The 20,598-nt window shown below is 52.0% G+C and carries 15 protein-coding genes and 5 tRNA genes; 13 read left to right on the forward strand and 7 right to left on the reverse strand.

What is annotated here, in order from left to right; genetic code table 11:
- Positions 1 to 296: 296 nt before the first annotated feature.
- Positions 297 to 1,181, reverse strand: a complete 885-nt coding sequence (ilvY, locus tag ACSF8W_RS22015; protein WP_500849247.1) for an HTH-type transcriptional activator IlvY — start codon at positions 1,179 to 1,181, stop codon at positions 297 to 299.
- Between the two features lie 137 nt (positions 1,182 to 1,318).
- On the opposite strand from ilvY, the gene ilvC reads away from it, so the two are divergent.
- The gene (gene ilvC / locus ACSF8W_RS22020; protein WP_500849248.1) at positions 1,319 to 2,803 is read left to right on the forward strand and encodes a ketol-acid reductoisomerase; all 1,485 of its coding nucleotides are present in this window, start codon (positions 1,319 to 1,321) and stop codon (positions 2,801 to 2,803) included.
- Between the two features lie 101 nt (positions 2,804 to 2,904).
- Here ilvC and ubiK read toward each other — a convergent pair whose 3' ends face one another.
- The 4 genes from ubiK to ACSF8W_RS22040 form a co-directional block, all read right to left on the reverse strand.
- The gene (gene ubiK / locus ACSF8W_RS22025; protein WP_500849249.1) at positions 2,905 to 3,174 is read right to left on the reverse strand and encodes a ubiquinone biosynthesis accessory factor UbiK; all 270 of its coding nucleotides are present in this window, start codon (positions 3,172 to 3,174) and stop codon (positions 2,905 to 2,907) included.
- Between the two features lie 131 nt (positions 3,175 to 3,305).
- Positions 3,306 to 6,425, reverse strand: coding sequence for a multidrug efflux RND transporter permease subunit (locus tag ACSF8W_RS22030; RefSeq protein WP_500849250.1), 3,120 nt, complete (start codon positions 6,423 to 6,425; stop codon positions 3,306 to 3,308).
- Between the two features lie 12 nt (positions 6,426 to 6,437).
- The gene (locus tag ACSF8W_RS22035) at positions 6,438 to 7,544 is read right to left on the reverse strand and encodes an efflux RND transporter periplasmic adaptor subunit (RefSeq protein ID WP_500849251.1); all 1,107 of its coding nucleotides are present in this window, start codon (positions 7,542 to 7,544) and stop codon (positions 6,438 to 6,440) included.
- 26 nt (positions 7,545 to 7,570) lie between these two features.
- A complete protein-coding gene (locus tag ACSF8W_RS22040) occupies positions 7,571 to 8,137 on the reverse strand; it encodes a TetR/AcrR family transcriptional regulator (protein ID WP_500849252.1) in 567 nt (188 codons plus the stop codon).
- Positions 8,138 to 8,314: 177 nt separating this feature from the next.
- Here ACSF8W_RS22040 and rep point away from each other — a divergent pair, with 177 nt between their 5' ends.
- The gene (rep, locus tag ACSF8W_RS22045; RefSeq protein ID WP_500849253.1) at positions 8,315 to 10,330 is read left to right on the forward strand and encodes a DNA helicase Rep; all 2,016 of its coding nucleotides are present in this window, start codon (positions 8,315 to 8,317) and stop codon (positions 10,328 to 10,330) included.
- Positions 10,331 to 10,448: 118 nt separating this feature from the next.
- Here rep and ACSF8W_RS22050 read toward each other — a convergent pair whose 3' ends face one another.
- Positions 10,449 to 10,859 (reverse strand): c-type cytochrome, encoded by a 411-nt coding sequence (locus tag ACSF8W_RS22050; protein ID WP_500849254.1) that lies wholly within the window; start codon positions 10,857 to 10,859, stop codon positions 10,449 to 10,451.
- A gap of 298 nt (positions 10,860 to 11,157) precedes the next feature.
- Between ACSF8W_RS22050 and ACSF8W_RS22055 the strand changes: the two genes are divergently transcribed.
- From ACSF8W_RS22055 to hemB, 11 genes are all read left to right on the forward strand, one after another.
- Positions 11,158 to 11,234 (forward strand) — tRNA-Arg (locus tag ACSF8W_RS22055).
- 40 nt (positions 11,235 to 11,274) lie between these two features.
- Positions 11,275 to 11,350 (forward strand) — tRNA-His (locus ACSF8W_RS22060).
- Between the two features lie 62 nt (positions 11,351 to 11,412).
- Positions 11,413 to 11,489: transfer RNA gene (locus tag ACSF8W_RS22065), tRNA-Pro, on the forward strand.
- Between the two features lie 9 nt (positions 11,490 to 11,498).
- Positions 11,499 to 11,574: transfer RNA gene (locus ACSF8W_RS22070), tRNA-His, on the forward strand.
- Between the two features lie 32 nt (positions 11,575 to 11,606).
- Positions 11,607 to 11,683: transfer RNA gene (locus ACSF8W_RS22075), tRNA-Pro, on the forward strand.
- 851 nt (positions 11,684 to 12,534) lie between these two features.
- Positions 12,535 to 14,253 carry a dipeptide ABC transporter ATP-binding protein gene (locus ACSF8W_RS22080; RefSeq protein ID WP_500849255.1) on the forward strand — a complete coding sequence of 573 codons (1,719 nt, stop codon included), beginning with the start codon at positions 12,535 to 12,537 and terminating at the stop codon, positions 14,251 to 14,253.
- A 122-nt stretch (positions 14,254 to 14,375) separates the two neighbouring features.
- Positions 14,376 to 15,929 carry an ABC transporter substrate-binding protein gene (locus tag ACSF8W_RS22085; protein WP_500849256.1) on the forward strand — a complete coding sequence of 518 codons (1,554 nt, stop codon included), beginning with the start codon at positions 14,376 to 14,378 and terminating at the stop codon, positions 15,927 to 15,929.
- 70 nt (positions 15,930 to 15,999) lie between these two features.
- A complete protein-coding gene (locus tag ACSF8W_RS22090) occupies positions 16,000 to 16,977 on the forward strand; it encodes an ABC transporter permease (RefSeq protein WP_500849257.1) in 978 nt (325 codons plus the stop codon).
- A gap of 3 nt (positions 16,978 to 16,980) precedes the next feature.
- Positions 16,981 to 17,919 (forward strand): ABC transporter permease, encoded by a 939-nt coding sequence (locus ACSF8W_RS22095; protein WP_500849258.1) that lies wholly within the window; start codon positions 16,981 to 16,983, stop codon positions 17,917 to 17,919.
- A gap of 121 nt (positions 17,920 to 18,040) precedes the next feature.
- The gene (gene tatD, locus ACSF8W_RS22100; protein WP_500849259.1) at positions 18,041 to 18,835 is read left to right on the forward strand and encodes a 3'-5' ssDNA/RNA exonuclease TatD; all 795 of its coding nucleotides are present in this window, start codon (positions 18,041 to 18,043) and stop codon (positions 18,833 to 18,835) included.
- A 52-nt stretch (positions 18,836 to 18,887) separates the two neighbouring features.
- A complete protein-coding gene (gene hemB, locus ACSF8W_RS22105; RefSeq protein ID WP_500849260.1) occupies positions 18,888 to 19,910 on the forward strand; it encodes a porphobilinogen synthase in 1,023 nt (340 codons plus the stop codon).
- Between the two features lie 81 nt (positions 19,911 to 19,991).
- Here hemB and asnC read toward each other — a convergent pair whose 3' ends face one another.
- The gene (asnC, locus tag ACSF8W_RS22110) at positions 19,992 to 20,453 is read right to left on the reverse strand and encodes a transcriptional regulator AsnC (RefSeq protein WP_500849261.1); all 462 of its coding nucleotides are present in this window, start codon (positions 20,451 to 20,453) and stop codon (positions 19,992 to 19,994) included.
- Positions 20,454 to 20,598: the final 145 nt, after the last annotated feature.

The following is a 20,598-nucleotide window of genomic DNA, read 5'->3' on the forward strand; positions in this document are numbered from 1 at the left end:
CTGTTGCTTGTTAAAAATGTCCATCGCCACGTTGGCTATTTTGAAATTAGCCCACTAGTCCCCGCAATAGCCGCCTTGCTATGAACATTTTTCCGGCGCAATATCATCACCAATATTGTTAGTCCTGTTGCTGCTATAGTTCAGTGGGTTAGCTTATTCACCTTGAAGGTGGCGGCCTGTCACGCAGGGGGACGTGTTGCTCTCAAGGTTAAAGCCCCGTCCGCTTCTCCACTATACTAAGCCCAGTCGAAAGACTTGGGCTTTTTTTACGCCTGCCTCACATTGGATATGGGATTCTATACCCATACGCCTTCTGCTACTTCCCACAGGGCTTTGACCAACGGGTTATCGAGTTGATGCCGCAGGCAGCACAGGCCAAGCTCAAAAGGTTTGATTGGAGCGACTTTCAGACGCTCAATCTTATCCCGTACCGGGCTGTTATCGATCACCACATCAGGGGCAATACCGACGCCACAGCCCAACGCCACCATACTGACAATGGCTTCATGGCCGGACACCTGCGCGTAAATCGGTGGTTTGATTTTCATCTGTTTGAACCACGTATTGGCTCGCTCTCGTGCCGTACCTGCTGCCGGTACGATGAACGGGATCGTCGACCAATTGGGGTTGTTGCTGTGCAACTCTTCGGTGAAGGCGCCGGGGGCGGTGGGAGCAATCACGGAAAGTGGTATATCGCTGATGGGTTCAAAGGCGACTTTGGCGGGTAAGTGCTCGGGCAGGGCGGAGATCGCGATATCGGCCTCATCGCAAGTGACAGTATGGATCGCCTGAGCTGGATCACCCGTCGAGACTTTCAGTTCAATACGAGGGTGTCGGAGGCGAAACTCAGATAAGAGATCGGGGAGGTGGCTATAGCTGGCGGTGACGGAGCAGAATAGGCGTAACTCGCCACTGAGTTCGTTGTTCGAGCCATTGAACAGATCTTGGTATTGCTGCCATTCTGCGAGGATATTGAGGGCGACAGGTAACAATGCTCGTCCTGCTGGGGTGAGTTCAACACTGCGGTTGTCGCGTATGAGCAGTTGCTGTCCCACTTCTTGTTCCAGCTTTTGGATCTGCCGGCTGAGTGCTGAAGGACTCAGGTGCATCGCCGTCGCGGTTTTCGCGAAGTTTCGACTGTCGCAAAGATGAATAAACTGCTGCAAGTACTTGGTGTTCACGGTATCCCTTCCATGTTGCAAAAAGCGCAATTACTTGTTGTGAATATATCACTTTGCGCAACAAATCGGGTGAATTAGTATCAGGGTATTCGACAAGTCATGTCGTTCAAGGAACAGAATTCACGGAGTTTGTTGTTATGGCTAATTATTTCAATACCCTAAACCTTCGCCAGCAGTTAGATCAATTAGGTCGCTGTCGTTTTATGGATAAAGCAGAATTCGCTAACGAAGCGGATTACCTTAAAGGTAAGAAGGTGGTCATTGTTGGTTGTGGTGCACAAGGCTTGAACCAAGGTTTGAACATGCGCGACTCGGGCCTGGATGTGGCGTATGCACTGCGTCAGGCTGCGATTGATGAACAGCGTCAGTCGTACAAGAATGCCAAAGAGAACGGGTTTGAAGTCGGCAGCTATGAAACCTTGATCCCGCAGGCGGATTTGGTGGTGAACCTGACACCCGATAAGCAGCACACCAATGTGGTACAGACGGTCATGCCGCTGATGAAGCAAGGCGCTGCGTTGGGCTATTCACACGGTTTCAATATCGTTGAAGAAGGTATGCAGGTACGTCCTGATCTGACGGTTGTGATGGTGGCGCCGAAGTGCCCGGGTACTGAAGTGCGTGAAGAGTACAAACGTGGCTTTGGTGTGCCGACATTGATTGCGGTACACCCAGAAAATGATCCTCAGGGCGATGGCCTTGAAATTGCGAAAGCGTGGGCGGCTGCGACCGGTGGTCACCGTGCGGGCGTGCTTGAGTCTTCTTTCGTGGCCGAAGTGAAGTCCGATCTTATGGGCGAACAGACCATTTTGTGCGGCATGCTACAAGCGGGTTCCATTGTTTGTTATGAGAAGATGATTGCAGACGGCATTGAGCCAGCTTATGCGGGCAAATTGCTGCAGTTTGGTTGGGAAACGATTACTGAAGCGCTGAAATTCGGTGGTATCACCCACATGATGGATCGCCTGTCTAACCCAGCAAAAATCAAAGCGTTTGATCTGTCTGAAGAGCTAAAAGATCTGATGCGTCCGCTGTACAACAAACACATGGATGACATCATTGAAGGCGAGTTCTCGCGTACTATGATGGCGGATTGGGCGAATGATGATTCTAACCTTCTTGGCTGGCGTGGCGAGACGGCGGAAACGGCGTTTGAGAACTACCCAGACAGCGATATTCAGATCTCAGAGCAAGACTACTTTGATAACGGTATTGTGATGGTTGCGATGGTGCGTGCGGGGGTTGAACTGGCGTTTGAAGCAATGACAGCTTCAGGCATTATCGAAGAGTCAGCGTACTATGAATCGCTGCACGAACTGCCATTGATTGCCAACACCATTGCCCGTAAGCGTCTGTACGAGATGAACGTGGTGATTTCAGACACCGCTGAATACGGTAACTATCTGTTTGCCAATGTGGCCACGCCACTATTGCGTGAGCAGTTCATGCCAAAAGTCGGCACAGATGTGATCGGTAAAGGTTTGGGTGAAACCTCTAACTTTGTTGATAACCAGAAGCTGATTGAAGTGAATGAAGCCGTGCGTAATCACCCGGTTGAGTGGATCGGCCATGAATTGCGAGGCTACATGACGGACATGAAGCGCATCGCTGTTGGCGGGTAATGATGCCCTCCGTTTGATTGTTAGAAACGGTCAAAAATAAAAAAAGCCCAGAATTCGTTCTGGGCTTTTTTGTTGGCTAGCGTAGCGAGACCGAGACGCGATCAGTCTTGCTTGTCGGTCGCTTGCGTGTTCAGGCGGCTTTCTAACGCCTCCATTTTTTGCTCAAGGGCCGTCAGTTTCTGGCGTGTGCGTAAAAGGACCTGCGTTTGTACATCAAACTCTTCACGGCTGACCACGTCCATTTTACCCAGTTGGGCTTGGATCACTTGGCGGACTTTCTGCTCAACATCATTGCCGAGCTCTTTCACGGGCTGCGGCATCGCATCGTGGATCTGCTTGGCAACCTGCTCTAATTTTTTTGGATCAAACATCGTATTGTTAACTCCGTAGCGGCATCTTATTGTTGCCGTTATTTTATTCAAAGATATCCGTATTGTCGTTGAAGATTATACCAAAAAAAAGAGGCCGCACAGGGCGGCCTCTTAGATTCGTCTTTCAACACTCAGTGTTCGCGGGCCTCTTTCAAAGCGTGGCGTGCTTCATCGGCGCGCTTCAGCTTTTCCAGATCTTTATCTTCCACAAAAACCGGAAGGGGTTTGTGGATGCTCGCCAGATAGGTGTAGATCACTGGCAGTACGAACAAGGTAAAGAGGGTACCGATCGCCAGACCGGCCACGATAACAATACCGATACTGAAACGCTGTGCGGCACCGGCACCGGTTGCGTAAAGCAGCGGGATCAGGCCGGCAATCATTGCAGCGGTGGTCATCAGGATTGGGCGAAGACGGATCTTCGCGGCTTCCATCACCGCTGCCATGCGATCTTTCTTGTGCAGCAGCTGCTCTTCCTTCGCCACCTCACAAATCAAGATACCGTGCTTGGTGATCAAACCAATCAGGGTGATCAGGCCGACCTGCGAATAGATGTTCATGGTCGCGGCACCCCATGCCAGCGCAATCAACGCACCACAGATAGCCAGCGGTACTGACACCAAGATCACCAATGGGTCACGCAGTGATTCAAACTGAATCGCCAGGACCAAGAAGATGATCGCCAATGCCAAGGCAAAGGTGGTATACAGCGCGTTACCTTCGGTCACGAACTGACGTGATGCGCCCATGAAGTCGTACTGGTACCCCGATGGCAGCATGCTGACCGCTTCTGTCTGGAACCAGTTGATGGCATCACCCATTGCGATACCCGGTGCAGGAACGGCACCCACGGTCGCTGAGTTAAGCTGATTAAAGTGTGGCAGAGCACGAGGCTCAGACACCACATCAATCGTCACCAGACTGCCCAGCGGGATCGCATTGCCGTTAGCCGCACGCACATAGTAGCCTTTCAGGGATTCAGGATTCAGGCGGTACTTACGTTCTACCTGTGGGATCACCTCGTAAGAGCGGCCATTTAAGTCGATACGGTTAACGTAACCGTCCGCCATCATGGTGCTCAAGGTGATACCGATGTCCTGCATCGTCACGCCGTAGGCGCCCGCCTTGTCCTTGTCGATCTTGATTTTCATCGTTGCCGAATCGTAGTTCAGATCGAGATCAGAGTAGACGAACATGCCATTGTTTTTCACTTTGGCCAAAATATCGCTACTGATCTGGAACAGGCTTTCGAAGCTGTTTGGCGTGGTGATCACAAACTGGATCGGCAAGCCTGAACCCGCACCTGGCAGCTCTGGCATCTGGAAGGCTGTCACGGCCATTTCTGGCACGTCCTTCACCAACCCCGTCACACGTTTAACCACGTCCGCCTGGCTTGCTTCACGCTCGCTCCACGGTACCATTGAGGCAATACCAAAGGCTTGGTTAGAGCTTGGTACCCCAGAGAATACCTGAGCAAAAGCAACTTCCGGTTGAGCCGCCAGCATGCCATTCACCTTCTCCATGGTGTTCTCGATGTAATCGAGGTTGGCGTTGGACGGTGCGGTCCCCATCAGTACCAATACGCCCTTATCTTCCGACGGTGCCAATTCACTTGGAATGAACTTGAACAGTAAAGGCAACGTACCGAAAACGATGATGGCAAACACAATCACCACCGGACGCATCGTCATCACGCCACCCAGCATTTTTTCATAGCGGTTGGTCATGCGGTCGAGGAAGTTGTGCACGGCGGTTTCAAATTTGCTTGGCTTTTCGTTGGCCTTGAGCATTTTTGAACACATCATCGGTGAAAGTGTCAGGGCGATGATCCCCGATACAAACACGGCACCGGCCAGTGTCAGCGCAAATTCCTTGAACAAGGAGCCGGTAATGCCGCCCATCATCGCGATAGGGGCGTATACCGCGCCCAGTGTCAGGGTCATGGCAATAACTGGTACCGCGATTTCACGGGTACCGATAATGGCGGCACGGAAAGGGGATTCCCCTTCTTTCAGGTGACGGTCGACGTTTTCCAGTACCACGATCGCATCATCGACCACCAAGCCGATGGCCAGTACCATCGCCAGTAAGGTCATTAGGTTCCACGAGAAACCGAACACCTGCATCACCATGGCCACCCCGATCAATGACAAAGGAATCGTCACAATCGGAATGATCACGGCACGGAACGACCCCAAGAACAGGGTGATCACCACCAATACGATGATGGCCGCTTCGGCGATGGTCTTGATCACTTCATGGATGGACTCGTTGATCGCAATCGTGGAGTCATACATGATGTTCATTTTGATGTTGCTTGGCAGGTTGCGTTCCAACTCCGGCAACAGCGTGTACACATCGGCCGCGATGTTGATCGGGTTGGCACTTGGCGCGGCATTGATGGCAGCAACCACAGCTTCCTGACCGTTGGCAGAGGCACGGTATACATCGTGACTCTTTTCCAGCGTCACTTTAGCAATGTCACCCAAGCGGATCACTTGGCCTTTTTGCGTCGACACCACCAACTTCTCAAGCTCATCGGTATTGGTGACCTGCGTGTCTGCCGTGCCGTTGTACACTACAAACTCGCCTGTCGCCTGACCGGTCGCTGACTGGTAGTTGTTGACGTTCAACACGTTCATGACATCCATCGCCATGAGGTTATACGCCGCCATTTTGGCCGGGTCTAACCACACGCGCAGGGCGTATTTCATGCCGCCATACAGATCGACTTTGGATACCCCGTTGACCGTGAACAGCTGTGGGTTAATCACACGCTCAAGGTAATCGGTGATCTGGCTTGAAGCCAATTCGTCACTGGTAAAGCCGATGTACATGACCGCTGTGGTGGAGCCGGTCGACATGGTTACCGTGGGATCTTCCGCTTCTTTAGGCAGCTGAGAACGCACCGAGTTGGTTTTGGCCAGAATATCGGCCAAGGCGGCATTTGGATCGGTATTGAGTTTCATGGTGACCGTAATGGTCGATGAACCCAGTACCGACGACGACGTCATGAAGTCGATATTGTCAGCCTGTGCGATCGCTTGTTCCAGTGGCTGCGTAATGAAGCCCTGGATCAAATCGGCACTGGCACCGTAGTAGCTGGTTGTCACCGTCACAACGGTGTTGGTCATGTCTGGGTATTCTCGTACCTGCATTTTGAAAATGGCTTGCAGGCCGAGGAGCGCGATCAGAAAGCTGATCGAGATTGCCAGAACAGGACGCTTGATGAACACATCAGTAAAGCGCATCTCTCCTCCGAGTTATAGCATTGGGGTTTCAGCGGGGGCATTCAGCGTATCGCTTTCTACCACTTTCACTTTGGCGTGGTTGCTCAGGCGCACTTGCCCGGCCGTCACCACGGTATCACCCGCTTTCACACCGCTTAGGATGTGTGCATCGCTTCCTTTTCGCTCGCCGACTTTGATCACAGACTGTTTCACGCGCAGGTTGCCGTCTTCATCGTGATAAGTGATGTAAACATTGTCGCCGTACAGGGTGTAGGTGATCGCCGTTTGCGGCAGGATGATCTGATCGTCCAGCGTCGGCAAAATGATATGTGCACGGGCAAACATACCGCTACGTAGCTGACCATCATTGTTCGGGATGTCGGCTTGTACCTGTACCAGACCACTTTGGTAGCTCACGGCCGGCTCAATGGCACTGATCTTGCCGCTGAACGGCGTTTCAGGGTAGGCATCCACAAAGATTTCCACATCCTGACCCAAACGGATCTCCGTGATGTCGGTTTGCGGAACGGTAAAGCGCAGCTTCATCAGGGTCGTGTCTTCCAAGCGAACCACATCGGTGCCCGGTTGGATGTATTGACCCAAGAACACGTTACGCAGGCCCACCACACCATTGAAAGGGGCTTTGATGGTACGACGCGCAATGGTCGCTTTTAAGCTTTCGATATCGGCAGACAGAGAGTAGTAAGAGGCTTCCGCATCATCGTACGCTTCTTTTGAGATAGACCCTTTCTTAAACAGGCCACGGTAACGCTCATACTTGGCTTTTGCCGCCGGTAAGCGTGCCTGTGCACTGCGTAAGTTGGCTTGTTCGACGTCAGAGTCGAGTGACAAGAGCTCTTGGCCGGCTTTCACCGTGGTGCCTGAATCAAAGTCGATGGTTTTTACCACACCGGAGACTTCCGTGGTGATGGTCACCCCTTGGTTCGGTTCGATAAAGCCGATCGCTTCAATCGCCGGGATCCAGTTGGTTGATTGCGCCTTCGTTACCGTGACCGGAAATTCGGGCTCAGGCATGTTCGCCATGTACTCGGCGATTTTCTGTTGTTTGAAAAAATTGAAACCTACCACACTACCAAATAGCAGTAGCGCGATAAGTAGCATCACAATCCATTTTTTCATCGATGGGTATGCTCCGTTTTTTAATATTAATGCTGAAGAATGGCGTCCCAGCACGCATCAATGGCCGCCTCAAGGGCGTCATCGGTGATCGTGTAGATGCCGTTCACATGCTTTCGAGCCAAGCAGGCGCTCGGCTCTAAGCTCAAAACGCTGAGGATGTCGTTATCTAATGGCTTGAACAGCCCAAGGGCTTTGCCTTCATCAAATAAACGATCGACCTTAGCGAAAAGGTGCTTTTCTTGTTGTCGTTGTTCTGGGCTGTCGCCGCGAGGGAGGTTCTCAAACTGTCCACGCGTGAGCAGTGGCGCCCCTTCCTGTGTGGCCATGTCCCACAGGTTGAGCCACATCGTGCGAAACCGACATTTCAGCGGCATGTCATCCGACACGTTTTGACTGATTTTATTCGCGACATACGCCAAAATATGATGATGCAGCTGGTACATCAGATCATTTTTGTCGTCGAAATAACGATAAATCGTCCCCGCTGCCACACCGGCCTCTTTTGCTACCATTTGCATCGAAATGCCATGAAATCCGTATTTAGCGAGCAGTTTTTCGGTCGCGTCTAAAATACGTGTCTTTTTGTCACTCATAACAGGTTCTGTAAAAATGGTGAATGAACGTTCATTCATTATTCTAAAGTGTCATATAGTGAGTGCAAGACTTTTTATTCCTCAAAGGCTTACTGGCGGTTAAGCACGGTACATAGACAATGTGGAATAACCCGCTACAATGCGGCTGCAGGCCCCAGAACTACACAGGATACGCGCATGAAACTGAACCCAAGGCAAAACGAAGCGGTAAAATATATTGCCGGCCCTTGTCTCGTCCTCGCGGGCGCAGGCTCGGGAAAGACTCGAGTCATTACCAATAAAATCGCTTACTTGGTTCAGCATTGCGACTATAAGGCGCGCAATATCGCGGCACTGACCTTTACCAACAAGGCGGCGCGCGAAATGAAAGAGCGTGTTGGTCAAACGCTGGGTAAGCAGGAAGCCAAGGGTTTGATGGTCTCGACGTTCCACACCTTGGGGCTGAATATCATTCGTCGTGAATATAAGCACCTGGGGTTGAAGGCCAGTTTCTCGCTATTTGACGATCAAGATCAGATGGCATTGCTCAAAGAGCTGACCGAAGATGAACTGGACGGCGATAAAGACTTGCTCAAAATGTTGCTGTCGAGCATCTCTAACTGGAAGAACGACATGGTGGGGCCCGCTGATGCCATGGCACACGCCAGCAGCGAGCGCGATCAGCTGTTTGCCCATTGTTATGAGATGTACCAGCGTCAGATGAAGGCGTACAACGCCTTGGATTTTGATGACTTGATCCTGATGCCAGTGCTGCTATTGCGTGATAACCGAGAGGTGCGTGAACGCTGGCAGAACAAGATCCGCTACTTGCTGGTGGATGAATATCAGGATACCAACACCAGCCAATATAGCTTCGTGAAATTGCTGGTGGGTGAGCGCTCACGTTTTACCGTGGTCGGTGATGATGATCAGTCGATTTATTCCTGGCGCGGGGCGCAACCAGAAAATTTAGCATTACTAAACAAAGACTTCCCTAGCCTTCGTGTGATTAAGCTGGAGCAGAATTACCGCTCAACCAGCCGGATTTTGCGTACCGCGAATATCTTGATTGCCAACAACCCGCACCTGTTTGAAAAAGCGCTGTTTTCCGAAATCCCAGACGGTGAAATGCTGAAAGTGATCACGGCGAAAAATGAAGAGCATGAGGCGGAGAAAGTGGTCGGTGAGATGATTGCCCACCGCTTTATGAATAACACCCAATATAAAGATTACGCCATTCTTTATCGCGGTAATCACCAGTCGCGCCTGTTTGAAAAAGCCCTGCTGCAAAACCGGATCCCGTACAAGATTTCCGGCGGTACGTCGTTTTTCTCGCGGGTCGAAATCAAAGACATCATGGCGTATCTGCGCTTGTTGACCAACCAAGATGATGACAATGCCTTCTTGCGTATTGTGAACACGCCACGCCGTGAGATTGGCCCGGTGACACTGGAAAAGCTGGGTACGTATGCCAACATGCGCGGTAAGAGCCTGTTTGCCGCCAGTTTTGAGTTGGGGCTAGAGCAACACCTGTCAGGGCGTGGGCTTGAGTCTTTGCAACGCTTTACCCGTTGGGTGGTCGAACTGGCCGATAATGCCGAGCGCGGTGATACCGTTGCGGCGGTGCGCCAGTTGGTGCGTGATATTCACTACGAAGATTGGTTGTATGAAACTTCTGCCAGCCCTAAGGCGGCGGAAATGCGCATGAAGAACGTCTCGGATCTCTACAGCTGGATCACGGCGGACTTGGAAGGCGATAACTACGATCAGGAAGTGAAAACCTTGAAAGAAGTGGTTCAGCGTTTGACCCTGCGTGACATGATGGAACGGGGCGAAGATGACGATGAGGCCGATCAGATGCAGTTGATGACCTTGCACGCCTCCAAAGGCTTGGAGTTCCCGTATGTGTACCTGATTGGTAGCGAAGAGGGGATTTTGCCGCACCAAAGCAGCATTGATGAAGACAATGTCGAAGAGGAGCGCCGCTTGATGTATGTGGGGATCACCCGTGCACAGAAAGAGCTGACGTTTACCTTGTGCAAAGAACGTCGCCAGTACGGTGAACTGCTCAAGCCAGAGCCGAGCCGTTTCTTGTACGAATTGCCCCAAGATGATTTGGAGTGGGCGGCGGATAAAAAACCGGTGACGGCCCAAGAGCGGATGCACAAGGGGCAAGCACACATTGCCAACATTCGGGCGATGTTTAAGAAGTAGCGTTTCGTTAGCAAACGGGGCGATAAAGCAAAAGGGGTGATCGTTGTTCACCCCTTTTTTGTGGGTCGTTGTCAGACTTTGTTGCCCACAGAGCGCGTGCCTTAGCGACAGAGGGCGCTTATAGCCCTTCAATCATGTGGTCAATGGCGGCAATGATTTCATCATCGCTACAGTCCATACAGGAGCCTTTGGCTGGCATGGCGTTAAAGCCGTTGATGGCATTGCTGGCCAACGTCTCGTTACCTTTGGCAAGACGTGCATCCCAGTCACCAGCGACGCCTTTTTTCGGTGCGCCCATAATGCCAGTGCCGTGACAGGCGGCACAGAAGGTGCCATAGACGGCATCACCGGTACGGGGGTCAGCGGCAACCACGGGCATGGCAGGGGCATCCCCTTCAAGATACACCGAGCCCACCGGTTTGATACGCTGTGCGATAGCATCGTCTGACATATCGGCGGCAATGGCACTGCCCGCCAGCGTCAGGGTGGCGACAGCCGCTATCATGAGTTGTCGAAGAGATAATTCCATTGAGCTCACCTTACACTTCCAGATTGTTTTTGTGCGTTGTCACAGTCGTCTTGTCCGTTTTGTCATGGGGTATGATGAAACTGTTGAAACAAGGCTGTGATTATTGAGATAATGTTTAAATTGTAAAATCCTCGTAATTATACCTGCAGTTTCCCCCTTGATAAACCTGGCTGCTGTGTTTGTATGATACGAATCAACAGTTATTTGCTTACATTTGCAGCGAACGGAAAAAAAATCAAAAAAAACACTTTACGAATTAGGGTCGGATCCGTAATATTCACCTCCGCCGATAGGGTATGCGCCCGTAGCTCAGCTGGATAGAGCGTTGGCCTCCGGAGCCAAAGGTCGAAGGTTCGAATCCTTTCGGGTGCGCCATTCCGGATAAAATGGACGTATTGGCAAAAAGAAAACATTGGTGGCTATAGCTCAGTTGGTAGAGTCCTGGATTGTGATTCCAGTTGTCGCGGGTTCGAATCCCGTTAGCCACCCCATATTAAAGAGTATTGATGCTATCATCAGTAGTCAGAGGTGAAAGACCTCAACAGAATTAAGTCGGTGAATAGCGCAGTTTGGTAGCGCATCTGGTTTGGGACCAGAGGGTCGGGGGTTCGAATCCCTCTTCACCGACCACTTACAATGGTGGCTATAGCTCAGTTGGTAGAGTCCTGGATTGTGATTCCAGTTGTCGCGGGTTCGAATCCCGTTAGCCACCCCATTATTAAAGTCTTCAGTACGCTGAAGCAACGTCGGTGAATAGCGCAGTTTGGTAGCGCATCTGGTTTGGGACCAGAGGGTCGGGGGTTCGAATCCCTCTTCACCGACCACTTTTAGAAGCCTCAGTCGAAAGACTGGGGCTTTTTTCATTTCTGTCGTTTCGCATTGCGAAAGCCTCGGGTCTGGAAGGCCGCCCTCCCTGAAACGCCAGTTCGGTGGCTGCCCACTCGCAGCGCATTCCTCTTTATTATCTTCAACGATTACGTTTATCAGCCCCAGTCGAAAGACTGGGGCTTTTTCATTTCTGCGTCTTGTTCGCGTGTTCATTTCAGAAAGAGGGCGTGGTGTTGTCACTGTCATAATGGCGTCGGCGTGTCGTTATTTTCTGAGCGGATTATTGGGTGTACAGGAGGGGACAATAAAAAAGAAGACTTGTTGCATATCAATGTTGCCTTCGATCGTGCGCTGCCCATCAAAAAAAACGGTATTTGTCGCTTTTTTGCACAATGAAAAAGTGTGATCTTCCGCAAAGTAGAAATCAAGCAGTCTTAATGTGCGCGATCTGTCACACCTTCGCCATATAAACAGTAAAAAACCATAAAAAGCAGTGTGTTGTTTTAAAGTTGTTAACTTTCACATTTCGTGCTTTGCGTGTTTATGCAAGTGTGGCATTTTTAAGTAATAACATATAACCACTTTTATAGCGTTATTCACTGCGTATTACCTGTGCTGTACGACAAGGTGCTTATTGGGCTCTCGCTTTTATTTTTAACCCTATGCGAAGTAATGTGACTATTTATTCTGCGTCTATGCAAAAAGTCAGTTTTTACCGGTGAGTTGTTGCTTTTATGTAAAATGTTTGCCAGATTATGCCTCTGGCACATAGTCAGCGCGTTATGCTGATTGAAGGGATTCGTTTTTCAGACAGGGCAGGATGCTGCCACGTAGTTGGGGTCTGGTCATGGCTTTATTGGAAGTAAAAAACTTACGCATTGAATACCCGTCTCGTCACGGGGTGCATGCGGCAGTGAAATCGCTCTCGTTTTCCATTGAACGGGGCGAAATTGTCGGTGTGGTCGGTGAGTCCGGCGCCGGCAAATCCACCGTGGGTAACGGGATCATCGATCTGCTCAGCCCGCCAGGGCACGTGGCCAGTGGTGAGGTGTATCTGGATGGCAAGATGATCTCAGGGCTGACTCCCGCGCAGATGCGGACGGTTCGCGGCTCAAAGATCGGGTTTATTTTTCAAGACCCGATGACGTCACTTAACCCGCTGTTTACGGTGGAGCAGCAGTTAACCGAAACCATCGTGACGAATTTACGAGTCAGTCAGAGCGAGGCCCTCAAGCGGGCGCTAACCCTGATGACACAAGTGGGGATCCCACAACCGGAATTGCGCATCAAGCAGTACCCGCATCAGTTCTCTGGCGGGATGCGCCAGCGGGTGGTGATTGCGATTGCTCTGGCTGGTGAGCCGGATCTGATCATCGCCGATGAGCCGACAACGGCCCTGGATGTGTCGATCCAAGATCAAATCCTCACCCTGATCCGCGATCTGTGTATCACGAAAAATGTCGGCTGTATGCTGGTGACCCACGACATGGGTGTGGTGTCCAATGTCACCGACCGTGTGGCCGTGATGTATCGCGGTGATTTGGTCGAATTAGGCACCACTGAGCAAGTGTTAGGTCAGCCGAATCACCCCTATACCCAGAGCTTGATCTCTGCCGTGCCGCGCTCTGACATTAAACTCAAGCGTTTTCCGCTGGTGAGTTATATCGAAGAGGCTGAAGCCACTTCCCCGCTGGATGTCAAAACCCATTGGCTGGGGCAGCGAGAAGATCAGCGCAGTTACAGCGGGGCCTTACTGGAGGTGGAAAACGTTAACCTCCGCTTTATCACCAAAGATTCTTTCTTTGAAAGCCGTCGTGAATACGTACAGGCGTCCAATAATGTCAGCTTTTCGATCAAAGAAGGGGAAACCTTCGGCCTGGTTGGGGAGTCGGGATCCGGTAAATCGACCATTGCCCGTGTCATTGCGGGGTTGTACCCGCCGAATTCGGGACGGGTGGTGTTTGAAGGGATCGATCTGACCGCGCTGAAAAACGAAGCGCAGCGTCGTCCTCTGCGTCGGCAAATGCAGATGGTGTTCCAGAATCCGTACACCTCCATGAACCCACGTATGAAGGTGATGGATATTATCGCCGAGCCGATCCGTTTTCACCGTCTGACGGAAAACGAAAGTCAAACCCGCCAAATCGTGAGTGATTTACTCAACCATGTGGGGTTGGGTAGTGCGGCGGGGCTAAAATACCCTCATGAATTCTCTGGCGGTCAGCGCCAGCGTATTTCCATTGCCCGTGCATTGGCGACTCGCCCACGTTTATTGATTTGTGATGAACCGACGTCGGCCCTCGACGTTTCGGTGCAGGCGCAAATCCTCAATCTGCTCAAAGATCTGCAAGACGAACTCAATCTTACCATGCTGTTCATCAGTCATGATTTACCGGTGATCCGCCAGATGTGTGATCGCATCGGGGTGATGCAGCACGGCACACTGTTGGAAGTGGCCCAGACCGAGCAGCTATTCACGGCCCCGCGTCATGCTTATAGCCAGCAACTCATTGCGTTGATGCCTGAGTTCAAAGGCATGAGCCAGCAAGGATTGAAGTTAGCTTAATCCCTTCTTGTCGCCATGCAGGCAGTGCGTGGCGACACATAACAACCATAAGTAAATACAAAAACCATAAGCAAATACAACAGCAAGGGAGTTTCCTCCCCCGCATAAAGGAGCTATGCAAAATGAAAACCCTCAAGACCAAGCTGGCCATTGCCATGATGGCGATCGGCCTGAGCATGAGTGCAGCGGCGGCGGATATCAAGGTCGCGTATGATGCCGATCCTGTCTCGCTAGACCCGCATGAGCAATTGTCTGGTGGTACGCTACAACTGTCACACATGGTGATGGATCCCCTGGTGCGTTATACCCAAGCCTTGGATTTTGAACCGCGCTTGGCAACAAGCTGGGAGCGCGTCAACGACACGACCTACCGTTTTACGCTGCGCCAAGGTGTGACATTCCATTCGGGCAACCCGATGACCGCCGATGACGTGGTGTGGACTTTTAACCGTTTGAAATTGTCGCCGGACTTCAAAGCCATTTTTGAACCCTACTCTGAATTGAAGAAGGTGGATGATTTCACGGTTGAGCTGATCTCCAAGTACCCGTACCCGTTGGTGTTGCAAACCGCGACCTACATTTTCCCGATGGACAGCAAGTTCTACAGTGGTAAAACGGCCGATGGTAAAGACAAAGCGGAGTTGGTGAAGCACGGTAACTCGTTTGCCTCGACGAATATCTCGGGTACCGGGCCATTTATCGTCACCGAGCGTGAGCAAGGTGTAAAAGTGGAATTTGAACGCTTCGCGGATTACTGGGACAAAGACTCAAAAGGGAACGTGGATAAGCTGACCTTGGTGCCAATCAAAGAAAACGCGACCCGCGTGGCGGCATTGTTGTCTGGTGGCGTCGACATGATCCATCCCGTGGCGCCAAACGATCACAAACGTGTGCTTGAAGCCAAAGGCATTGATTTGGTGACGCTACCGGGCACCCGTCTGATCACCTTCCAAATGAACCAGACCTCCAATGAAGCGTTAAAAGATGTGCGTGTGCGTCAGGCCATTGTGCATGCCGTTAATAACGAAGGCATTGTGAAGAAAATCATGAAGGGGTTTGCCACGACCGCAGGTCAGCAAGGCCCGGCGGGCTATGCGGGGTATGACGAAACGTTAGTACCGCGTTATGACGTGAAAAAAGCCAAGCAACTGATGAAAGAAGCGGGTTATGAGAACGGCTTTAAGCTGACCATGTTGGCGCCGAACAACCGCTACGTGAATGATGCCAAAGTGGCACAGGCCACTGCCGCGATGCTGTCGAAAATCGGCATCAAGGTGGATCTGAAAACCCTGCCAAAAGCCCAATACTGGCCGGAGTTTGATGTGTGTGCGGCCGACATGCTGATGATTGGTTGGCATTCTGACACCGAAGATTCCGCGAACTTGACCGAGTTCTTGACCATGACCCGTGATGCGAAGACAGGCAAAGGCCAATACAACTGCGGTTACTACTCAAACCCGAAAGTGGACGAATTGGTTGAGTTGTCCAATAAGGAAACCGATCCGGCTAAGCGTGCGCAAATGCTGAAAAACGTCGAACGTATTCTGTATGACGATGCGGCGTTTGTGCCTTTGCATTGGCAAAGTGAAGCATGGGGCGCGAAATCGAACGTCCATGCGGCCGAGATTGTGAACCCGATGGTGATGCCGTACTTCGGTGACTTGGTGGTCGATTAAGTAAAGCAATAGCGTGCCGGTCTGCTAGGTCAGGCTGGCACGTTTTACGGACAGATTAAAGGGGCAGGGAATGTTTACGTTTCTGGTCAAGCGCCTGTTTCAGGCACTGATAGTGATGTTTGTGATCAGTCTGGTGGCGTTTGCCATTCAGGATAATCTGGGTGATCCACTGCGTGAGTTGGTGGGGCAGTCGGTCTCAGAAGCTGAACGTCAAGCACTTCGCGATGAACTGGGTTTGAACGATCCGTTTATCACCAAATACCAGCGTTTTGTGGCCAATGCGCTGCAAGGGGATCTGGGTACCTCGTATTTCTTTAAACGCCCCGCGACCGAGGTGATCCTCGACAAGCTGGTGGCTACGTTAGAGCTGGTGTTCGGTGCCAGCCTCATTATTGTGCTGGTGTCGATCCCGCTTGGGGTCTATTCCGCCATTCATCCCCACAGTTTCTTTACCAAAACCGTGATGGCGTTGAGCAGTATCGGGATATCGATCCCGGTGTTTTTGACCGCCATCATGCTGATGTATGTGTTTTCCATTGAATTGGGGTGGCTGCCGTCTTATGGCCGCGGAGAAACCGCCAATGTGCTGGGGTGGGAATCGGGCTTCTTCACGGTAGATGGATTGCGTCACTTGGTGCTGCCGTGTATCGCGCTGGCGTCGATCATGTTACCGCTGTTTATTCGTTTGGTGCGGGCTGAGATGCTGGAAGTGTTGAGTTCGGAATACATCAAATTTGCCAAGGCCAAAGGGCTGGCGATGAATAAAATCTATTATCAGCACGCTCTGAAAAATACCCTGCTGCCGGTGCTGACCGTGGGCGGGGTACAGATCGGCACCATGGTGGCCTACACCATTTTGACCGAGACCGTTTTTCAGTGGCCGGGCACGGGCTTTTTGTTCCTCGAGGCGATCAATCGGGTGGATACCCCGCTGATCACCGCGTACGTGATTTTTGTCGGTCTGGTGTTTGTCGTCACCAATACGGTGGTCGATTTGCTGTATGGCTTGGTGAACCCCACCGTGAACCTGACGGGCAAGGGAGAGTAAGGCATGGATAACACAATGACAGCCCCAAGCCGTTGGGCGCGTTTTAAACAATCGGATTTTCTGTACTACTTTTTGAAAGACAAAGTGGCGATGACCAGCTTTGCGGTATTTTTGGTGTTTGTGCTCAGCGCGTTATTTGCGCCCGCGCTTGCCCCGACCAACCCGTATGACTTGTCCGCCATTGATATCATGGATTCTGAGCTGCCGCCGTCGTGGATGGAAGACGGCGACAGCCGTTTCTGGCTGGGTACCGACGATCAGGGGCGAGATATCTTCTCGACCATTTTGTACGGCTCGCGCCTGTCACTGACCATTGGTTTACTGGCCGTTAGCCTGCAGTTGGTGCTCGGGGTCGTCATTGGCCTCAGTGCTGGCTATTTCGGAGGCCGGATCGACAGCTTCCTGATGCGCTTTGCCGATGTGCAATTGTCATTTTCGACCATGATGGTGGCAATCATTGTCTCGGCGATTTTCCGCACCGCGTTAGGGGCGGAAATGTTCGCCCAATATGCGGTGGTTATGCTGGTGGTGATCATCGGGGTGGCCGAATGGCCGCAGTATGCCCGAACGGTGCGGGCCTCGGTGCTGGCGGAGAAGAAAAAAGAGTATGTCGAAGCGGCACGGGTGATGGGCTTTAAAGCCCCGCGCATTATGTTCCGCCATATTTTGCCGAACTGTTTATCGCCGATTTTGGTGATCTCGACCGTGCAGGTGGCCAACGCCATCATGTCGGAAGCGGCCTTGTCATTCCTCGGGTTGGGGCTGCCGGTGGATCAGCCGTCGCTGGGCTCGCTGATCAGTATTGGCTTTAACTACATCTTCTCGGGCTCATGGTGGATCACGGCGTTTCCGGGGCTGGTGCTGGTGACCTTGGTGTTGGTGATCAACCTGCTGGGTGACTGGTTGCGCGATGTGTTTAACCCGAAAATCTACAAAGGCTAATTTTACGTCTCTCCTCAATCCCCTGCCTCGCCCGTGTTGTGCGGCGTGGCAGGGCTAGCCAAATGCCCCCGCGTTGATTACTGTGTGCGTCAGATGAATGGAATGACCATAAGGCCACACTATGATTGATATCGGGGTTAACCTCACAAATAGCCGCTTTGATAAAGATCGCGACGCGGTGATTGAACGGGCCCAAGCGGCCGGCGTACACGGCATGATCCTGACCGGTACCAGCATTGAAGAAAGCCAGCAGGCGTTGGCGATGGCCCAGCAGTGGCCGGGCTATTGTTATAGCACCGCCGGTGTGCACCCGCATGATGCCAAGTCGGTCGATGACTTAACGTTGCCGGCGATCCGTGCCTTGGCCGCCCACCCTGAAGTGATCGCCATTGGTGAGTGCGGGCTCGACTTTAACCGCGATTTCTCGCCTCGCCCTCAACAAGAAGCCGTCTTTGAGGCGCAACTGGCATTGGCCGCCGAGTTAAACCTGCCGGTGTTTATGCATTGCCGCGATGCCCATGAACGCTTTATGGCAATCCTCGCGCCGTGGCGTGATAAGTTGCCAGCGGCCGTTCTGCATTGTTTTACCGGCACTGAAAAGGAACTGCGTGATTGTCTGGCGTTGGATTTGCACATCGGTATTACCGGTTGGGTATGCGATGAACGTCGAGGGACCGAATTGCGTGAGATTGTCGGCCTTATCCCGGATGACCGCTTGATGATTGAGACCGATTGCCCGTATTTGCTGCCGCGTAATTTGCGCCCGAAACCGAAATCCAGCCGTAACGAGCCGCAGTACCTGCCACACATTGCCAACGAGATCGCGCTGTGCCGGGGCCAAACCGCAGATGCCGTGAACGCCGCGTCTTACACCACCACACAGGCTTTTTTTCAAATCGGATCGCCCGCCCTGTAACGGGAGTGGTATGATCGGGAAAAAGCGATTAATCCCAACTAAGGAGTATGCCGTGTCTGTTTCTATTCAGGGCGCGTTTCCAGCTCGCCGCATGCGTCGCATGCGCAAGCATGATTTCAGCCGCCGTTTAATGGCTGAGAACCAGATCTCTGTGAATGATCTGATCTACCCGATGTTTATTTTGGAAGGGGAAAACCGTCGTGAAACGGTGGATTCCATGCCGGGTATCGAACGTCTGTCGGTAGATTTGCTGCTGGAAGAAGCGGCATACCTAGCGAAACTGGGTATTCCGGCGATTGCGCTGTTCCCGGTGGTATCACAAGATGTGAAAACCGTGCTGGCAGAAGAGGCGTACAATCCGGAAGGTCTGGTACAGCGTGCGGTACGTGCGTTGAAAGCCGCCGTGCCTGAGCTGGGTGTGATCACGGATGTGGCATTAGACCCGTACACGGTACACGGTCAGGATGGCATCATCGATGAAGACGGTTATGTGGTGAATGACATCACCACTGAGATCTTGATCAAGCAAGCCCTGTCTCACGCAGAAGCCGGCGTGGATGTGGTGGCACCGTCTGACATGATGGATGGCCGTATTGGCGCGATCCGTGAAGCGTTGGAAGCTGCGGGTCATATCCATACCCAAATCATGGCGTATTCCGCGAAGTACGCATCGAACTACTACGGTCCGTTCCGTGATGCGGTCGGCTCAGCGTCGAACCTCAAAGGCGGCGACAAGAAAACCTACCAGATGGATCCGGCGAACAGCGATGAAGCCTTGCACGAAGTGGCGATGGACATCAATGAAGGCGCGGACATGGTGATGGTGAAGCCGGGCATGCCGTACCTAGACGTGGTACGCCGCGTGAAAACCGAACTACAGGTACCGACCTTTGCGTATCAAGTGTCGGGTGAATACGCGATGCACATGGCAGCAATCCAAAACGGTTGGCTGAAAGAGCGTGAAACCGTGATGGAATCGTTGTTGTGCTTCAAGCGCGCGGGCGCCGATGGCGTACTGACGTACTTTGCCAAAGTGGTCGCTGAGTGGCTGGCGGAAGACGCGAAGCGCAACTAATGCGTTGCCTCATTTGATTGCGCGGCAATCAATAAAAAAGCCGATGTGATTCTTCGTCACCTCGGCTTTTTTGTGTGCGTCTCACGGCTTCACATTACGATTGATCGGGTTTTGCAATGAGATCAGCGTCTCTGTGGACTGCACTTCATCAATGGCCTGCAACTTGTCGATCAGGACATATTGCAGTTCTTCAATCGATTTACACATCAGCTTGACGAAAATGTTGTAGGCGCCGGTGGTGTAGTACGCCTCGACCACTTCATCCAGCGCATTGAGCTTGGCCAGCGCAGAATGGTAATCGCGCGCGGCGTTCAGGTTGATGCCGATAAAGCAGCACACGTCATAGCCAAGCAATTTGTGGTTCACGATCACTTCGGTGCCGGTAATGATTGCGGCAGCCCGCATTTTTTCGACGCGCACATGCACGGTCGCCGGGCTGACATTGAAGCGTTTGGCCATTTCCGCGTACGGGGTACGCGCATCGTTCATCAAGGCGTTGAGGATCTCGCGATCTAAGTCGTCGATTCGGATTGGTGTGTTCACGGTTGATGCAATCCTTTGTTTGTGTTGATTTTATAGTGTCTTATACTGCGTCTCTCCCGGTTATCTTAAAACAAATTCACGGGTTTCGCTGCTCTGGTGGTCGCACGGAGGGAGTAAATTGACCGTGTCATCAACCGGGGTGGGG

The organism is Photobacterium sp. 270122K, assembly GCF_059941365.1.